The sequence below is a fragment of the Streptomyces sp. MMBL 11-1 genome (assembly GCF_028622875.1).
Classification (GTDB): domain Bacteria; phylum Actinomycetota; class Actinomycetes; order Streptomycetales; family Streptomycetaceae; genus Streptomyces.
In genome coordinates, this window is the sequence record NZ_CP117709.1 from 2,061,502 (window position 1) to 2,079,034 (window position 17,533).

A 17,533-nucleotide genomic window follows, 5' to 3' on the forward strand; every position below is an offset into this window, starting at 1 on the left:
CGCGGACGGCGCGGATGACGGGGCCGGTGGAGCCCGGCCCGTCCGCCGGCGGCCGGCTGCCGATGCTCCTGGAGGCCGTCCTCAGCGTCGGTCGCGACCTGGAGCTGGGCTCCACCCTTCAGCAGATCGTGGACACCTCCACCGCCCTCACCGGGGCCCGTCACGGTGCGCTCGGGGTGCGGGACCCGGACCGGGACCGGGTCGAGGGGCTGTACACCGCCGGGATGACGGAGGCGGAGCGGCAGCAGCTCGACCTCTTCCCGGACGACTCCTCCGGGGGGCCGGCGGTGGCCCCGGCCGATGAGGACCGCCCGCCCGGCCGTCCTGTGGCGCGGAGCTTCCTGCGGGCGCCGATCCTGGTCCACACCGAGGTGTTCGGGCATCTCCACCTCGCCGAAAAGCCGTCGGGGCCGTTCACCGACGCGGATCTGGCCCTGCTGCGGGTCCTGGCCGCCCGGGCGGGCATCGCGATCGGCAACGCCCGGCTGTACGCGACGGCCCGGCAGCGCGAGCGCTGGATCGCGGGAGCGGCGGCCGTCACCACGGCCCTGCTGACGGGCAGCGACGCGGCCGACGCGCTGATGACGGTGGCCGAACGGGCGCGGGTGCTGGCGGGCGCGTCGGCCGGGGTGATCCTCCAGCCGACGGAGGAGGGCGGGATGGAGATCGTCACCGCGTCCACGCCGGACGATCCGGCGGGCATCGTCGGCACGGTGATCGAGCCCGGTTCGGCGGTGCTGGTGCAGCTGCTCGGCGGCGAACCGGTCTTCATCGAGGACTCGGCCACCGATCCCCGGATGACCACCGGCGTACGCTCCCGCTTCGGGCCGAGCATGATGCTGCCGCTGCAGAGCGGCGGGCGGCTCATCGGCACCCTCGCCCTGCCCCGGCGGCGCGGTGAGCGGCCCTACACGGAGATGGACAAGCTGCTGGCGACCCAGTTCGCCTCGCAGGCGGCGCTGGCGCTGGTGCTGGCGGACGCGCAGGCCGACCGGGAGCAGCTCGCGGTGTACGAGGACCGCGACCGGATCGCCCGTGACCTGCACGATCTGGTGGTCCAGCGGCTGTTCGCCACCGAGATGATGCTGGAGTCGACCCGCCGCCGGGCCGCGTCGGAGGAGACCGGCGGCGGTGGGGAGGTGAGAGCCGGTGGTGGTGGGGCGGCGAAGGCCGACGGCGGTGGGGAGGCGGAGACCGGCGGCGGTGCGGAGGCGGGGGCCGGTGGCAGCGGGGAGGTGGAGACCGGCGGCGGTGGGGAGGCGGGGGCCGGTCAGTTGCTGGGCCGGGCCGTGGACGAGCTGGACTCCACCATCCAGGAGGTCCGCACCGCGATCTTCGCGCTCCAGCAGCCGCCCGCCGGGGCCCCGAGCACCTTCCGGGGCCGGGTCCTGCGGGAGACCGGGGGCGCGGCGGCCCTGCTGGGCTTTCCGCCGTCGGTGCGGTTCACCGGGGCGGTGGACGCGCTGGTGGGCGAGGAGACGGGGCGGGAGCTGCTGGCCGCCCTGCGCGGGGCGCTGGCCGCCGCGCACCGGAGGCCCGGGGTGTCGGCCATCGAGGTGGAGGTGGACGCCACGGTCCGGCTGCCGGAGGGGCGGGCGGCGGTGCGGCTGGTGGTCGCGGACGACGGGCGCGGCGAGGACGGCCGTCCGACGACGGTGACCTGGCAGGCCCCGGTCTGACCCGGGGCCCGCGGGCGGGGTGGGGCCGGTGACTCGGGGCCGCCCGGCTCAGTGCTTCGGGGCCGGGCGGCTCAATGCTTCGGGCCCCGGCTCAGTGCTTCGGTGCCGGGCGGCTCAGTGTTTCGGGCCCCGGGCTCAGTGCTTCGGGGCCGCCCGCAGGGCGATCCGGGTGTTGGAGTGGGCGATGCCCGCCTCCCGCTTCAGCCGGCGCAGCAGGGTGTCCAGCGCCCCCGGGTCGGCGGCGGTGGCCCGTACGAGGTAATCGTGGCCGCCCGTCACGTGCACCACCTCCGTGATCCCGGGCAGCATGAGCACCGAGCGTTCGAACTCCTCGTTGGTCGTGTCGAGGCGCAGGGTCACGTCGATGAAGACGACCAGGCCCGAACGGGTGTCGGCGGCCGGGTCGACGATGACGGTGAAGCCCCGGATGACCCCGTCACGGCGCATCCGGCGGACCCGGTCGCCCGCCGCGTTGGCGCTGAGCCCCACGCGTACGCCCAGATCCCGGTACGAGATCCGGGCGTCCTCCTGGAGAATGCCGAGGATTTCCCTGTCCAGCCGATCCATACCGCGATTGTCTCAGTTGATGGCGATATCGGCTGAGAGAGACCAGGAAGGCCAGAGAAGCGAGGAAGGCGAGGGAGGCCGGAGGGAGGCGAGGAAGACCAGGGAGGCCAGAGGGGGCCGGGAGGGCATCCGTTGTCCCCCTATCGGCGGATTCCGGCGAGCCGTGCGGCGCCCCGCGCCTTTGACTTGCCTGCGTGGACACCTCCGTCAAGCAGCCCCCCGAGCCGCCCGCCCCGGCGGCAGCCGCACCGTCCGGGGCCGCGTACCGCAATCTCGTGCTGGCGACGGTCGGCTTCGCGCTGACCTTCTGGGCGTGGAACCTGATCGCGCCGATGTCCGGGGACTACAAGGACCGGCTGGGGCTCAGCTCGTTCCAGCAGTCCTTCCTGGTGGCCGTGCCGGTGCTCGTCGGGTCGCTCGGCCGGATCCCGGTGGGGGCGCTGACGGACAAGTACGGCGCGAAGGTGATGTTCCCGCTCGTCTCGGCGCTGACGATCGTGCCGGTGCTGCTGCTGATCCCGGCGAAGGACTCCTACGGGGCCATGCTCGCGGTCGGGTTCCTGCTGGGGCTCGGCGGGACGACGTTCGCGATCGGCGTTCCGCTGGTCAACTCATGGTTCCCGCCCGCCAAACGGGGCTTCGCGCTGGGTGTGTTCGGGATGGGCATGGGCGGGGTGGCGCTGTCGGGCTACTTCACCCCGCGCATCGCCGAGCACGGCGACAACCTGCCGTTCCTCGTGGTCGCGGGGGCGCTGGTGGTGTACGCGCTGCTGGCGGCCGTCCTGGTCAGCGACCACCCCGGCCGGAAGGTCCCCACGGACACGCTGGCGCAGCGGCTCGGCGCGGCCGGAAAGCTCCGGGTGACCTGGGAGCTGTCGGCGCTGTACGCGATCGGCTTCGGCGGCATCGTGGCGTTCGGGGTCTATCTGCCGACGTATCTGAAGACCTGGTACGAGATGTCGCCGACCGAGGCGGGCACCAAGGCGGCCGGGTTCGCCCTGGTCACGGTGGTCTTCCGGCCGATCGGCGGCTGGCTCTCGGACCGGGCGCACCCGGCGCTGGTGACCTCGGTGGCGCTGCTGCTGGCCGCGCTGATGGCGATCGTGCAGGCCTTCGAGCCGCCGCTGGACCCGGCCGGCACGATCGCGCTACTGGCCATGGCGGCCGGGCTCGGCACCGCGAGCGGCAGTGTGTTCGCCCTGGTCTCGCAGGTGACGCCGCAGCCGAAGGTGGGCAGTGTGACGGGCATCGTCGGGGCGATGGGCGGGCTGGGCGGTTTCGTGCCGCCGCTGGTGATGGGCGCGATCTACAGCGCCAAGGACAGTTACGCGATCGGCTTCATGCTGCTGTCCGACCTGGCACTGGCGGGGTGTGTGTACGCGTACGGTCGGATGCGGACCGCCCGGCGCGACGAGTGAGCCCCCCGGGCGCGGAAGAACGGCCGCCGCCGTCCACGTACCTCCTGAAGGCGCTCCGCCCGGTGCCGCTCAGAACACGTCGGCCGGTACTGCGTCCAGCGGTGCGGCGGGCAGGACGGCCCAGCGTTGTCCGGGCCCGCTGCGTCCAGCGGTGCGGCAAGCAGGACGGCCCAGCGTTGTCCGGGCCGGTGGTGGGCTCCTTGGGGTCTTCGCGGACCGGCCCCGAGTGACGCCGCCCTCATCGGCATCCGGGCCCGGGCGGGGGCCGCCCGGAAGCTCTAGGCTTCCCGGCGTGACCCTCCTTCCCGCGCTCCAGTCCCCCACCGGCCCGGCGGCCTCCCGGGAGGCCGTCCGCTTCGGCGGCCTGTCCCTGGCCTACGGCCGGCTCGCCGAGGCCTCCGACGCGCTCGCCGCCCGCATCGCGGACGCGGGCCGGGTCGCCGTCTGGGCCACCCCGACGCCGGAGACGGTGATCGCGGTGGTGGCGGCACTGCGGGCCGGGGTTCCGGCCGTGCCGCTCAACCCCCGTACAGGAGAACGCGAGTTGGCGCACATCCTGGCCGACAGCGGACCCACGGCCGTGCTGGCGGGGCCGGACGAGGCACTGCCGCCCGCACTGCACGAGCTGCGGCGTGTGACCGTGGACGCGCGGGCGGTCGGCGCTCTCGCGGAGGGCACCCCCGGCGGGGGCCTGCCGGCCGAGGCCGACCCCGAGTCCCCCGCCCTGATCGTCTACACCTCCGGCACCACCGGTCCGCCCAAGGGCGCCGTCCTGCCCCGGCGGGCCATCGCCGCGTCCCTGGACGCGCTGGAGGACGCCTGGGGGTGGACAGCCGGCGACGTCCTGGTCCACGCGCTGCCGCTGTTCCATGTGCACGGGCTGATCCTGGGCGTCCTCGGCCCGCTGCGGCGCGGCGGCGCCGTGCGCCACCTGGGGAGGTTCTCGCCGGAGGGCGTGACCCGTGAGCTGGCCTCCGGCGGCACCATGCTGTTCGGGGTGCCGACGATGTACCACCGGCTGGCGGAGGCGCTGGACGGCCGGGCGGGCGGGAGCGCGCACGGCTCTCCGGCGGACGGCGACGGACGGGACGCGCTGGCCGGGGCGCTGGCCGGGGCCCGGCTGCTGGTCTCCGGCTCGGCGGCGCTGCCCGTGCACGACCACGAACGCATCGCGGCGGCGACCGGGCGGCGGGTGATCGAGCGGTACGGGATGACGGAGACCCTGATGAACACGGGGATCCGGGCGGACGGCGCCCCGCGCCCCGGCACGGTGGGCCCGCCGCTCGCCGGGGTGGAGCTGCGCCTGGCGGAGGAGGACGGCACGGTGCTCGGCGCGCCCGGGGAGATCGGTGAGATCCAGGTCCGGGGCCCGAACCTGTTCACCGGCTACCTCAACCGGCCCGACGCCACCGCCGCCGCGCACACGGCGGACGGCTGGTTCCGTACGGGGGACGTCGGCACGGTGGACGAGGACGGGTACGTCACGATCGTCGGGCGCAAGGCCACCGACCTGATCAAGAGCGGCGGTTACAAGATCGGCGCGGGCGAGATCGAGAACGTGCTGCTCGCGCACCCCGGGGTCCGGGAAGCGGCCGTGACCGGCGAGGCCGGCCCGGACCTGGGCGAACGGGTCGTGGCCTGGGTGGTCGCGGCCGATCCCGGCTCCCCGCCCCCCGCCGAGGAGCTGGCGGCCTATGTGGCGGACCAGTTGGCCCCGCACAAGCGTCCGCGCACCGTGCGCTACCTGGACGCCCTGCCCCGCAACGACCTGGGCAAGATCATGAAGAGGTCGCTCCATGCCGGCTGACTCCCCCGCCCGGGCGACGGCCCGGGAGACGATCGCGCTCCTCACCGGCGCGGCGGGCTTCACCGAGCACCGCCCGCCCTCGCACCCGCTGCCGCCGGACGGTCCACTCGGCTGGGCCGGGTACGACGCGGCGCGGGAGCGGGCCGGGGCACGGACCGGCGAGGAGGAGTCCGTGGTGTACGGCACCGGGGCCGTCGGAGACCGCGCGTGCGTCCTGCTCGCCTTCGAATTCGGTTTCCTGGGCGGTTCGTTGGGCCGGCTGACAGGTGACCGGCTGGGGGCAGCGTACGAGCTGGCCCTGGCGCGGCGACTGCCCCTGCTCGCGCTCGTCGCCACCGGCGGCAGCCGGATGCAGGAGGGCATGGTCGCGCTCACCCAGCTCCAGAGGGTGGCCGCCGCCTCCACCCGGCTGCGGGCGGCCGGGCTCCCGCAGATCGCGGTGGTCCGCGACCCGACGACCGGCGGCGGCTGGGCCACGGTGGGGGCGGGCGCCGATGTGGTGCTGGCGCTGCCGGGCGCGCAGGTCGGCTTCGCCGGGTCCCGGGTACGGCCGCCGGACGCCGACCCGTACGCGTACAGCGCCGAGGGGCAGTTCGCGGCGGGCCAGGTGGACGCGGTCGTCCCGCCGGGCGAGCTGGCGCTCACGCTGACGCGCTGGCTGAGCGCGCTCGGCCCGCACGGCGTGCTCCCCGCCGCCGCGTTGCCCCGCGCACTGTCGGCGGCCCGGCTCCCGGGGACCGGGCGGGAGGCCGTGGCGGGGGCCCGCGATCCCCGGCGGCCTCGCGCGGAGGCGTATCTCGCCGACTACTTCGCCGCCCGGCTCCCCCTCCACGGGGACCGGTGCGGCGGTACGGACCCGGGGCTGCTGTGCGGTTTCGGGCTGCGCGCGGACGGTTCGCCCGTCGCGTACGTCGCCCAGTGCGGGACGCCGACCCGCCCGGCCGGGTACCGCGCGGCGGCCCGGACCATCCGGCTGGCGGACCGCCTCGGCGTCCCCGTCCTCACCCTCGTCGACACCCCGGGCGCGGCCAACGACGCCGAGGCGGAACGGGCGGGCGCGGGCGCGGCCATCGCGGACGCCTTCGCGGCCGTCGCGGCGGCCCGGGTGCCGGTGACGACGCTGGTGATCGGTGAGGGCGGCTCGGGCGGGGCGCTGGCTCTCGCGGCGCCGGACAACACCCATGTCACGGCGGACAGTTACTTCTCCGTCATCGCCCCTGAGTTGGCCGCCGCGATCCTCAAACGGCCGGCGTCGGAAACCGACGCCACCGCCGACCAGTTGCGGCTGCGCCCGCAGGACCTCGTGGAGCTGGGGTTCGCCCGCTCGATCGTGAGCTGAGGCCACGACCTCAAGGGCAATACGCCTAGGGCTGCGGGTCTCGGGCGTCGTAGCGGGCGAAGGCACGCCACTTCAGTGCGAGCAGGGCCACGCCGGTCATGCACAGGACGCCACCGCCGGTGACGGCGACGGTGGGCGAGAGGAGGTCGGCGACGGAGCCGGCCAGGAAGTCCCCGAGGCGGGGGCCGCCCGCCACGACGACGATGAAGACGCCCTGGAGCCGACCGCGCATCTCGTCGGGCACGGCCGCCTGGAGCATCGTGCTGCGAAAGACCATGGAGGTGGTGTCCGCGCATCCGGCGAGCGCCAGGAACAGCAGCCCGAGCCAGAGGTTACGGGTGAGCCCGAAGACGGCGATGGCGGCGCCCCAGGAGCCGACGGCCAGCAGGATCGCGAGTCCTTGCCGCCGGATCCGGCCGAGCCAGCCGGAGAACACCCCGCCGAGCAGCATGCCGAGGGCCGGAGCGGCGACGAGCAGACCGGTGGTCCGCGCGTCGCCCCCGTACCAGAGGACCGCGACCACCGGGAAGAGTGCGCGGGGATGCGCGAACACCATCGCGCACAGGTCGGTGAAGAAGGTCATCCGCAGGTTCGGCCGGGTCCCGAGGAACCGCAGCCCGTCCAGCACGGAGGCCCGCTTGCCCGTATCGCCGTCCTGCCGGTCGGGCAGCATCGAGGGCAGCCGCCACAACGTGTACAGGGAGACCGCGAAAGCGGCGACGTCGACGGAGTACGCGGCGCGGTAACCCCACCAGCCGACGATCAGGCCGCCCAGCATCGGCCCGACGAGCGCGCCCGTGGTGCTGGTCATGGAGTTCAGCGCATTCGCTGCGGGCAACTGCTCGGCCGGCAGCAGCCGGGCGATCATCGAGGAGCGGGCCGGTGCGTTGAGGGCGAAGCAGACGGCCTGGAGGGCGACGACCGCGTACAGCGGCCCGACCCGCTCGATGCCCGCGACGGTCGCCGCCACCAGGGCGAGGGAGAGCACGAACGACCCGGCGGCGCTGAAGAGCCCGAGCTTGCGCCGGTCGACGGTGTCGGCGACGGCACCGCCGTAGAGCCCGAAGACGACGAGCGGCACGAGTGAGCAGAACCCGATGAGCCCCACGGAGAACGCGGACCCGGTGATGTCGTAGACCTGGAGCGAGACCGCCAGCGCCGTCATGCCCTGGCCGATCCAGGAGACGGTGTTCCCGAACCAGAGCCGCCGGTAGTCGGGCGAGAGCCGCAACGGGGTGAGGTCGGCGAGTATGCGGCGGCGTGCGGGCGGTTCGGTCGTTTCGGTCACAGAGGATGGTAGCCGCGCCCGCCGCGGGACCACCCGCCTGCCCCGAGCCCCGCCATCGCCCCGCCCGCGGTACGGCCGGAACCTCACGGGGAAGGACGCCGCACAGACGGCTTTCCGCCCCTCTGTGCACCTGATTCAGCCCCATTCTTGACGGGCTTCCTCTTCGTGCTCAAGGCTGGTCGGCACGGAGACCGAGCAAGCACGCGCATCCTCAGGAAAGAGAATGCCGTGATCGCCGACCGATGGGACCTGCCTCCTCCCTGGGCCGCCCGTCCGCTTCACCGGCACCACGGCACCAGCCTGCCGACGACGTACCGCGGGCCCCAGCAGGGCGCGAACGCAGACCGATCATTCATCCCCGGGACATCGGACAGCCCCGCTCCCGCGGTCTCCACGAGATGGCCGCAACCACCGTTCAAGGATCGGAGTCCACCCCGCGTGAACACTTGATCGAATTGGCGGCTTGCCTGAAGCAGATGCGCCCATCGGACGCGACGGGAGGCAGAGGATGCACGGGGGAAGGATTATTCATGGCCTGGGATGAGTGGGAACAGCTGAAGGCGGACGCCGTTCAACGTCACGCCACTGGAATGCAGTTGAACCAACTCGGCCCCGGAGAAGGCGGCTCGACCGCCCTGCCCGGGCAGACCGGCGACCTCAAGGTGGGCAACGGCGATCTGGTGAAGATCGGCAGCCAGGCACACGGCCTCTACAACAAGCTCTGGGACAAGGCCCGGGTGGCCGTTCCCAGCAGCGACAAGGCAGCCGGTGACCTGCGCCGCCAGGGCTTCGCGTTGGGCGGTGGACTCCAGCACGGGAAGGCCAAGGACGACGCCGGCCCCGTCATGGGCGAACTGTGGGAGAGCGGCGTCGAGAAGAACTCGGAGTACACCGAGCAAGCCGTGGAGGCGGCGGCGAAGGCGCACGGTCGTGACGACCTGATGGACAACAGCATCGACGAGAAGGCACGCAGGTCCACCCAGGACGGGTTCCTGGCCGCAGGTACGAGCACCAAGCAGCTGAATCCTCACCTGAAGACGGACATCTGACCGCATGTCCGAGGGCTGCGCCCTCCCGCCTCACATCGAAAGGCTTATCCCGTTGTCTGCCCATGGATCTCTCCGACGTCGCCGGTTCATCGGCAGGGTCGTCTCCCTATCGGCCGCCGTCGCCCTCACCGTCACCCTGTCGGCGTGCTCCGGCGACGACCCGCCCAAGAAGGCGTACACCGTGCCCGCGTCGCTGTGCGGGATTCCCGTGGACCCCGCGCTGGTGAAGGCCGCCCTGCCAGGCGGTGACACCCTCTCATCAACCACCTCGAAGCCGAACGGCGGAACCGGCCGCTGCAACCTGTCCGTGGACGGCAAGGAGGCTCTGAGCCTCGCCCAAGCCTGGTGGGGGGACGGAGACAACGCGGCAGGCGTCTCGCAGGGATACGCCGAGACGGACGACGGGACGTTGTCGGAAGACGAGCGCTTCGTCTTCACAGGCAAAGCCGGCGTTGGCAAGACCATTTCTTCCTGCGAGATGTCGGAGCACCCGGAGCAGGACCTCTACACCGTGGTCCAGACCCGCGACTCCGGCGTCGACGACCCGGACGCCATCGAGAAACTGCTCATCGCCTACACCAAGGCCGTCGAGGGGTCGGACGCCTGCGGGTGACCCCGCCCGACGCGTAAAGGCGGCGTCCGGCCCTGGCCCCGCCGGGCGCCCCTCACCGCTGTTCGGCCGGCTGCCGCACCAGGGAGTCCCACAGGGCCACGGCGTGGTCCACGGTGGAACGGAGCCGCTCCAGGGGCACGCCGTCCCGGGCCTCTATCGACAGCCCGTGCAGGAGGGTCGCGTAGAAGGCGGAGATCGCGCGCACGTCCGTCCCCGGCGCCAGCTCCCCCTCCTCGACGGCCCGCTCCAGCCGTTTCTCCAGCTCCGCGACCGAGGCCCGCCGCCACCGGGCCAGGTGCTCGGCGACCGCCCTGTTCTGGTGCGAACAGTTCGTGGCCGACAGCACGATCATGCAGCCGCTCGGGGTCTTGGGGTCGGTGAAGGCATCGATGTTGCCGCGCAGCATGGCCTCCACCGCGGCCCGTGCCGTCGGCGCCTCGCGCAGCGCGCGGTTGGTCGCCGAGCCCGCGGTGCGGTCGTAGAGCGCGACGGCCTCGCGGAACAACTGCTCCTTCGAGCCGAATGTGTTGTACAGGCTGGCGGAGTTGATGCCCATGGCGGCGGTCAGGTCCGTGAGCTTCGTGCCCTCGTACCCGAACTCCCAGAACGTCTCCATCGCGCGCCGCAGCGCCCCGGCGCGGTCGAACGCGCGCGGGCGGCCTCTTTCGGCCATGTCTGCCTCCTCGGACAAGGGTTGACCCCCGACCATCCTGCCTGTTTAGTATTTTTGGATCGTCCGACCTAAATATATGGCTCAGTTATCCACCTCAGCGAAGCGTGAACGGAGCGAGATGCCTCAGCTCGTGGACAAAGTGGCTCTGGTGACCGGAGGAAGCCGCGGTATCGGTGCCGCGACCGCCCTCCGGCTGGCGGAGGAGGGCGCGGACGTCGCCCTGACGTATGTGCGCGCGGCCGACAAGGCGCAGGAGGTCGTCAAGGCGATCGAGGCGATCGGACGCAAGGGCCTTGCCATCCAGGCCGACAGCGCGGACCCGGCGGCCGTCGTCCGGTCCGTCGAGCGGACCGCGGCGGAGCTGGGCCGGCTCGACATCCTGGTGAACAACGCCGGGGTCTTCCCCTACGGGCCGATCGAGGGCGTGACGCTGGAGGAGATCGACCGCACGCTGGCCGTCCACGTGCGTGCCGTCTTCGTGGCCACCCAGGCGGCCCTTCCCCACCTGGGACACGGCGGTCGCGTCATCAGCATCGGCAGCTGCTGGGCCAACCGCGTGCCGGTGCCGGACGTGACGCTCTACGCCATGAGCAAGTCGGCGCTGATCGGCTTCACCAAGGGGCTGGCCCACGACGTGGCGTCCAAGGGGATCACCGCGAACATCGTGGACCCCGGGCCCACCGTCACCGACATGAACCCGGACGGCACGGACGAGGCCGAGGAGGAGCGGCTGAGGACCGCGGCGAAGGTTCTGGGGGCGGGGGCCGACACCGCGAAGGCCGTGGCCTTCCTCGCCGGTCCCGACGCCCAGTGGATCACCGGCACCTCTCTCGCGGTCGACGGCGGCTACACCGCCTGACGGTGACGGGGCGCCGGACGGCGACGAAGGCGAAAACGACGGCGACGGCGACAGCGACAGCGACAGCGACGGTGCCGTCGTCCTGACCCGTGGGGCCGATCGCCTACCGGTCGGCATCTCCGGTCGACGTCACCGATCGGCACCCCGTACGGGGCCGCGCACGGGGCCGCGCACGGGGCCGCGCACGGATGCCCCTGGGGGCGTCGTTCGTGCGGTTCCTACGATGCCCGTATGAAGCATCGAATCGCCCTCGACCAGTGGGAACAGCGCACACGGACCCCCTTGCTCGCGCTGGCCGCGGTGTTCGCCGCCGCCTACGCCGTCCCCGTCCTCGCTCCTGACGCCCCGGGCTGGACGCACACGGCGTGCCGGGCGGCCGAGTGGGCGGTATGGGCGGCGTTCGCCGGCGACTACGTGACGCGGCTGCTGCTCGCTCCCCGAAGGTGGGCTTTCGTCCGCGGCCACCCGCTGGACCTGCTGGCGGTGGCCCTGCCCCTGGTCCAGCCGCTGCGGCTGCTGCGGCTGGTGTCCACGCTGCTGCTGGTGGGCCGGCGGGCCAGACACGCCCCCCAGATCACGATGACCGTCTACGTCGCCGGGGCCGTCGTCGGCCTCATGATGTTCGGTTCGCTGGCGGTGCTCCAGGTCGAGCGGGAAGCGCCGAACGGCAACATCCACACGATCGGGGACGCGGTGTGGTGGTCCTTCACCACCATGACGACCGTGGGATACGGAGACCTGGCGCCCACCACCGGACTCGGCCGTCTGCTCGCCGTGGGGCTGATGCTCTCCGGCATCGCGCTGCTCGGTGTCGTCACGGCGAACATCGCGGCCTGGTTCATCTCGCGATTCGACCGGGACGACGCCGAGGGACGCAGACAGACGGCCCTCCTGGAGGCCCTGACGGCGGAGGTCACCGCTCTGCGGGCCGAGGTGGCGGGCCTGGCGGGCGCCGCCGGGCCCGGAGCACCGAAGGTGCCCGGCCCGTCCTCTGCCGGACCGTGTGCGCACGGACCGGAACGTGGTCCCGGGTGAGCGGGGCGACGCTGCCGCCAGGGCTCGGTCACTCGGCCGGACGGGTACCGGGCGGCAGCGGATCCGGGGTGTCCGGGTGCTTCCTCAGCCGGAGGATGGCGGCGATCAGCCCACCCCAGACGATGAGAATGGCGATGATCATCATGATGATGGCGCTGGTGGACATCAGTGCTCCTTCCGGTCGGCCGGCGACTCCATGTCCAGGTCGATGTCCTCCCCGCCGGCCGGCCATGGCATCAGCGAGAGGATCACCCCGACCAGCAGTGCTCCGATGGCGACACTCCAGCCCGCGGAGAGCAGGAACCCGGTCGAGTAGCCCTCGTAGTTCTCCTCGAACTCGGTACGCAGGCTGTCGACCATCATCCAGCCCAGCACCAGCGGTGTGATGAAGCCGAGACAGATGCGCCACCAGTGGCCGAGCCGGACGGCGGAGGTCGCGTCGGCGTTCTCCTGGAGGCCGGGCAGCTGCCGCAGCACCCAGACGACGACGATCAGCCCGACCAGGGCGGCCAGGGCGATGCCGTACTGGTTGATGAAGTGGTCGGACGCGTCGAGCAGATAGATGCCCGACTTGTTCGGGAAGAGCAGGACCGACACCAGCGCGATCAGGCCGCCGATGCCCAGGACCGCCGGCATGCGGCGCATACCGGTCCGGTCCTGCACGGCGGAGACGACCACCTGCACGATGGAGATCAGCGACGAGAGCCCCGCGATCACCAGGGAGCTGAAGAACAGCACGCCGAAGAGGCCCCCGAGCGGCATCTCCGAGATCACCGCGGGGAACGCGACGAACGCCAGGCCGATGCCCGCGCCGGCGACTTCGTCGACGCCGACCCCCGAAGCGGTCGCCAGATAGCCCAGGGTCGCGAAGACCCCGATGCCCGCGAGGATCTCGAACGAGCTGTTGGCGAAGCCCGCCACCATCGCGGAGCCCGTCAGGTCGGCCCGGCGGCCCAGGTAGGACGCGTACGTGACCATGATGCCGAAGCCGATGGACAGCGAGAAGAAGATCTGCCCGTAGGCGGCGACCCAGACGCTGCCGTTGCCGAGCTCCGACCAGTTCGGCGTGAAGAGGGCGTCGAGCCCGAGGGCAGCCCCGTCCAGCGTGAGCGCGCGGACCACCAGCGCGGCGAACAGGACGAAGAGGAGCGGAATGAAGATCTTGTTGGCTCGCTCGATGCCTCGCCGGATACCGAACGCCAGGATGACCAGCACGACCACCCACACGGCGATGAGCGGCCAGAAGACCCCGGGGACGAAGCCGTCGAGGAAGCTCGGTGTCTCCGGTGCCCGCAGGAAGTCGCCGAAGAGGAAGGCCTCCGGGTCGTCACCCCACTGCTGGCCGAAGGAGAAGCCCACATAGCGGACGGCCCAGGCGATGATGACGGCGTAATAGGTCGCGATCACGAAGGAGATCACGACCTGCCACCACCCGATGGCCTCGGCCGGCCGGGCCATCCTGCGCAGGGCGGCCGGCGGCGACAGACGGTACTTCCGCCCGATGGTGTACTCCATGATCAGCAGCGGGATGCCCGCCGTGAGGAGCGCGATGAGGTAGGGCAGCAGGAAGGCCCCGCCGCCGTTCTCGTAGGCGATGGCGGGAAAGCGCCAGATGTTTCCGAGTCCGACGGCCGAACCGATGGCGGCCAGCAGGAAGCCGGTGCGGGTGGACCATTGCTCACGTGGCTGCGCTGTCATATGCGGTCCTCGGGTCTCCTCATGCCGCTACGGATCTGGCTGATGGCACGTTAGCGCGGAGAGGGACCCGGCGGCACGGTGACCGGGCCCGGGAGACGGAGGCCGCAGGACCGGGGCCCGTCGTCGCCCGGTCGCCTTCACCCGAAGGGCGGTCGCGACCGGTCGTCGGCGCGGCCGGGCACGGAGGCCGGCCGGGGTCCGGTGCGGGTCGCTTCGCGGGCCCGGCCGCGGCGGATCACCCAGGCCGCCGCGAGCAGCAGGGCCAGGACTCCGGCCAGGGCGGCGGGGCCACCGCCCCACGCCCATGCTCACGCACACGTGCGGTGAGGCCCCCGGGGCCCGCGCACCGTGATGTGACACCTGATATGAATGAGGGCAGCCTTACCTAACGAACCAGGGATGCGCATGCCACTCGCGGTCAACTCCCCCGTGCGGAGCACGGCGCTGCTTGCCGACGTCTACCGTCGACTGCACGCCGTCTCCCCGCTGTTGAGCATTGAGGCGGGTCCTCCCGAACCGGGCGGCAATTGGGTCACCGGGCGGCAACTCACCGAGGACCAGGGCACGCTGGAGCTTCTCATCGCGGCCGAGGAGTCGCGCATACGGGACCTCTACGGTGTGCGGGCGCGGCGTGACGTCGCTGCCACGTGGGTGCTCCACCGCTACGCTTTCACCGTCGCTCTCGCGATGAGCGGTCCTTGGTATCTGGACCGGCGAGTGCCGCGGCTCTCGCCGGACGGTGTCGCTTACGCATGGCGGACGCGCAGGGTCGCGGTGGCCGAGGCGGAGAGCGTGAGCTGTCTGATGTCGGATCCCGCCGCGGGGTCGCCAGGGGTGCGGGCCGTGGCCGACGAGGAGTCGCTGCGGGCGGAGTTGCGTGACGCGGTGGCCGCTCATCTGGCCCCCGTGCTGGAGGCGTTCCGGCCGGCGATGCGCCGCGGGGCGCGAGCGCTGTGGGGGATGGCGACCGACGAACTCGCCGAGGGGATCTGGCACTTGGGGCGCGCCCTGGGTGATCAGCGCGAGGCCACCCGAGCCGCCGAGGCCCTCCTGCCCGGCGGTACGGCTCCGTACGCCGGCCGCGCGGGGTTCCGCGACGCTCCGCGCCCGGCCGGTGGGACGACCCGCACGCGGAACGGCTGTTGCCTCTTCTACACGATCCGCCCCGACGAGATCTGCGACACCTGCCCGCGGCTCTCCCGCTGACGGCACCGCCGTTCACGGGCCGCGACCGGCCGAACGGGCAGGTGGGGGCCGGGCGTCGCGCCTCGTCCGGCCCCACTGTCCGTCCGGCCCCCCGTCCGTCCGGCCCCCTGTCCGTCTGTCCGTCATCCGTCCGACGGCTACGCCTTCGCGGCGTCCACCGTGTACGTCTTGGCGATGTCGTCCAGGACGGCGTTGGCGCCGTACAGGCCGACCGCGCTCATCCAGATCTTGTCGTCGACCTCGTGGATGCTGCCCTTGAGCTGCTTCCAGAGCGGGTTGGCCTGGAACTTCTCCTTGGTCTTCTTGCTCAGACCGGCCTCGTCGGCGTACAGGGAGATGAAGATGTCGTCGGCGTCCATCTTCGCGACCTCCTCGTCGGAGATCTCGGTGTTAAAACCGGTGCCGGTCGCGGCCGCCGGCTTGTCGAAGCCCAGGTCGTTGACGATCACGCCGACATAGGTGTCTTCCTTGTAGATGCGGGTCGGACCGTCGACGAACCGGACCACCGACACCTCGGGGTTGGCGCCCTCGGACTTCCGGACCGAGTCGCCGATCGTCTTGGCACGCTTCTCGAACGAGTCGACCTTCTGCCCGGCGAGGTCCTCCTTGCCGAGGGCCTTGCCGACGAGCTGGAGGTTGCCCTTCCACGTACCGCCCGTGGTCTCCGAGAAGACCGTCGGGGCGATGCCGCTGAGCTGCTTGTACAGCTTCTCGTGGCGGACCTTCGCCGACAGGATGAGGTCGGGCTTCAGCGCGATGATCTTCTCGAGGCTGGGCTCTTCGAGGGTGCCCACCGGAGTGGCCTTCGGCGCGAACTTCTTCGAGTCGGCGCCGAAGTAGGCGGGCAGCTTGTCGTCACCGCCCGCCAGGCTGGTGAACCCCACGACCTCGGACTCCAGCGCGAGCGAGGCGTCCACGAAAGTCATGTCGAGAGCGACGATCCGCTTGGGCTGCGCTTTCAGCTGCGTCTTGCCCATGGCGTGTGTGATCGTACGGGGGAACGCGGCGTCCGAGGCCGCCGAAGCCTTGGTGTCCTTGCTGTCGGCGTCCTTGTCCGCGTCGCCTCCGCAGGCCGCGGTGGCGAGCAGGCCGACGGCGATGGCGGTGGCGGTGACCGTACGGCTGAATCGGCCGGCCCAACGGGTTTTCATGGAGGGATCCCTTCACTCACTGATCAAAGCGATGCAAGGATAGGCTCACCTAACTAAATGTTTCCGGCCACGGAGGAGATCGTGACCCAAGCGCTACCTGCGCCACCCACGGAGGCGCCACGCGGCGTGACAGCCAGTCATGCCGACAGGCGGATGCTGGGGGTGCTCGTACTGACCGGTCTCCTGGTGGCCTCGGTGGTCTTGAGCATCGTCTTCGGCACCAAGGCGCTCAGCCTGCAACAGGTCTGGCACGGGCTGTGGAGCGCGACCGGCACCGAGAGCGACGTGATCATCCGCTCACTGCGGCTGCCGCGCACCGCCCTCGCCGTCGTCGCCGGATGCGCCCTCGGGGTCGCCGGGGCGCTGATGCAGGGCCACACCCGTAATCCCATCGCCGACCCCGTGCTGCTCGGAGTCAGCGCCGGGGCCGGTATGTTCGTCGCCGGCGCGATCTTCTTCCTCGGTGTCACCACCCTCTACGGATACGTCTGGTTCGGCTTCGCGGGAGCGCTCCTCTCCTCCACCGCCGTCTACCTCGTCGGGACGTACGCGCGGGGCGGGGCCACCCCGGTCACTCTCGCGCTGGGCGGTGCCGCGATCCACGCGCTGTTCACCGCTCTCACCGCGGGCATGCTGATCCTCGACGAGCAGGCACTGGACACGTACCGGTTCTGGACGGTCGGATCGGTCGCCGGCCGGCCCGCCGACATCACGCTCCAGATGCTGCCGTTCGTCGCCGCCGGTCTGCTCCTGGCCGCGGCCAACGCCCGGGGGCTCAACGCCCTGTCGCTCGGCGAGGACATCGCCCGCGCCCTCGGGGTGCGGATCGCACTCACCCGGCTGACCGGGATGGCCGCGATCACCCTGCTCACCGGCGTCGCCGTCGCCGCCTGCGGACCGATCGGATTCGTCGGGCTGATGGCCACGCACATCGGCCGCGCCTACACCGGACCCGACTACCGATGGGTACTCGTGTACGCGGGGATACTCGGGGCCGTCCTGATGGTCGGCGCCGACATCCTGGGCCGTGTCGTCGCCCGGCCCGGGGAGCTTCCGGTGGGCATCATGCTCGCGTTCATCGGCGCACCGGTCTTCATCCACCTCGTACGCCGTCGTAAGCCGGTGCGGCTGTGAACGACGCGAACCAAGGG

At 72.0% G+C, this 17,533-nt stretch carries 16 protein-coding genes; 10 read left to right on the forward strand and 6 right to left on the reverse strand.

The window, feature by feature from the left end:
* Positions 1 to 14: 14 nt before the first annotated feature.
* Positions 15 to 1,679, forward strand: coding sequence for a GAF domain-containing protein (locus PSQ21_RS08870; protein WP_274035682.1), 1,665 nt, complete (start codon positions 15 to 17; stop codon positions 1,677 to 1,679).
* A gap of 135 nt (positions 1,680 to 1,814) precedes the next feature.
* Here PSQ21_RS08870 and PSQ21_RS08875 read toward each other — a convergent pair whose 3' ends face one another.
* Positions 1,815 to 2,246 (reverse strand): Lrp/AsnC family transcriptional regulator, encoded by a 432-nt coding sequence (locus PSQ21_RS08875; protein ID WP_030078115.1) that lies wholly within the window; start codon positions 2,244 to 2,246, stop codon positions 1,815 to 1,817.
* Positions 2,247 to 2,440: 194 nt separating this feature from the next.
* Between PSQ21_RS08875 and PSQ21_RS08880 the strand changes: the two genes are divergently transcribed.
* The 3 genes from PSQ21_RS08880 (at position 2,441) to PSQ21_RS08890 (ending at position 6,810) form a co-directional block, all read left to right on the forward strand.
* Positions 2,441 to 3,664: a nitrate/nitrite transporter gene (locus PSQ21_RS08880; RefSeq protein ID WP_274029891.1), complete on the forward strand. Its 1,224-nt coding sequence runs from the start codon at positions 2,441 to 2,443 to the stop codon at positions 3,662 to 3,664.
* 292 nt (positions 3,665 to 3,956) lie between these two features.
* Positions 3,957 to 5,471, forward strand: a complete 1,515-nt coding sequence (locus tag PSQ21_RS08885) for an acyl-CoA synthetase (protein ID WP_274029892.1) — start codon at positions 3,957 to 3,959, stop codon at positions 5,469 to 5,471.
* Complete coding sequence (locus tag PSQ21_RS08890) at positions 5,461 to 6,810, forward strand: carboxyl transferase domain-containing protein (RefSeq protein WP_274029893.1); 1,350 nt, start codon at positions 5,461 to 5,463, stop codon at positions 6,808 to 6,810. The genes PSQ21_RS08885 and PSQ21_RS08890 overlap by 11 nt, the downstream gene beginning before the upstream one ends.
* 25 nt (positions 6,811 to 6,835) lie before the next feature.
* On the opposite strand, the gene PSQ21_RS08895 is transcribed toward PSQ21_RS08890, so the two are convergent.
* A complete protein-coding gene (locus PSQ21_RS08895; RefSeq protein ID WP_274029894.1) occupies positions 6,836 to 8,098 on the reverse strand; it encodes an MFS transporter in 1,263 nt (420 codons plus the stop codon).
* A gap of 530 nt (positions 8,099 to 8,628) precedes the next feature.
* Here PSQ21_RS08895 and PSQ21_RS08900 point away from each other — a divergent pair.
* Positions 8,629 to 9,147: a hypothetical protein gene (locus tag PSQ21_RS08900; RefSeq protein ID WP_274029895.1), complete on the forward strand. Its 519-nt coding sequence runs from the start codon at positions 8,629 to 8,631 to the stop codon at positions 9,145 to 9,147.
* 52 nt (positions 9,148 to 9,199) lie between these two features.
* Positions 9,200 to 9,760, forward strand: coding sequence for a hypothetical protein (locus PSQ21_RS08905; RefSeq protein WP_274029896.1), 561 nt, complete (start codon positions 9,200 to 9,202; stop codon positions 9,758 to 9,760).
* A 52-nt stretch (positions 9,761 to 9,812) separates the two neighbouring features.
* Here the strand turns inward: PSQ21_RS08905 and PSQ21_RS08910 are convergent, their stop codons facing one another.
* Positions 9,813 to 10,433, reverse strand: coding sequence for a TetR/AcrR family transcriptional regulator (locus tag PSQ21_RS08910; RefSeq protein ID WP_274029897.1), 621 nt, complete (start codon positions 10,431 to 10,433; stop codon positions 9,813 to 9,815).
* A 118-nt stretch (positions 10,434 to 10,551) separates the two neighbouring features.
* Between PSQ21_RS08910 and PSQ21_RS08915 the strand changes: the two genes are divergently transcribed.
* Both PSQ21_RS08915 and PSQ21_RS08920 read left to right on the forward strand, forming a co-directional pair.
* Positions 10,552 to 11,292, forward strand: coding sequence for an SDR family NAD(P)-dependent oxidoreductase (locus tag PSQ21_RS08915; RefSeq protein WP_274029898.1), 741 nt, complete (start codon positions 10,552 to 10,554; stop codon positions 11,290 to 11,292).
* Between the two features lie 231 nt (positions 11,293 to 11,523).
* Positions 11,524 to 12,327 (forward strand): potassium channel family protein, encoded by an 804-nt coding sequence (locus tag PSQ21_RS08920; protein WP_274029899.1) that lies wholly within the window; start codon positions 11,524 to 11,526, stop codon positions 12,325 to 12,327.
* Positions 12,328 to 12,355: 28 nt separating this feature from the next.
* On the opposite strand, the gene PSQ21_RS08925 is transcribed toward PSQ21_RS08920, so the two are convergent.
* Positions 12,356 to 12,493 (reverse strand): methionine/alanine import family NSS transporter small subunit, encoded by a 138-nt coding sequence (locus tag PSQ21_RS08925; RefSeq protein WP_274029900.1) that lies wholly within the window; start codon positions 12,491 to 12,493, stop codon positions 12,356 to 12,358.
* Positions 12,493 to 14,025, reverse strand: coding sequence for a sodium-dependent transporter (locus PSQ21_RS08930; protein ID WP_274029902.1), 1,533 nt, complete (start codon positions 14,023 to 14,025; stop codon positions 12,493 to 12,495). The genes PSQ21_RS08925 and PSQ21_RS08930 overlap by 1 nt, the downstream gene beginning before the upstream one ends.
* Positions 14,026 to 14,424: 399 nt before the next feature.
* Between PSQ21_RS08930 and PSQ21_RS08935 the strand changes: the two genes are divergently transcribed.
* Positions 14,425 to 15,231, forward strand: coding sequence for a (2Fe-2S)-binding protein (locus tag PSQ21_RS08935; protein WP_274029903.1), 807 nt, complete (start codon positions 14,425 to 14,427; stop codon positions 15,229 to 15,231).
* A 137-nt stretch (positions 15,232 to 15,368) separates the two neighbouring features.
* Here the strand turns inward: PSQ21_RS08935 and PSQ21_RS08940 are convergent, their stop codons facing one another.
* Positions 15,369 to 16,382: an ABC transporter substrate-binding protein gene (locus tag PSQ21_RS08940; protein WP_274029904.1), complete on the reverse strand. Its 1,014-nt coding sequence runs from the start codon at positions 16,380 to 16,382 to the stop codon at positions 15,369 to 15,371.
* A 57-nt stretch (positions 16,383 to 16,439) separates the two neighbouring features.
* On the opposite strand from PSQ21_RS08940, the gene PSQ21_RS08945 reads away from it, so the two are divergent.
* Positions 16,440 to 17,516, forward strand: coding sequence for a FecCD family ABC transporter permease (locus PSQ21_RS08945; RefSeq protein ID WP_397989149.1), 1,077 nt, complete (start codon positions 16,440 to 16,442; stop codon positions 17,514 to 17,516).
* The last annotated feature ends 17 nt before the right edge of the window (positions 17,517 to 17,533 follow it).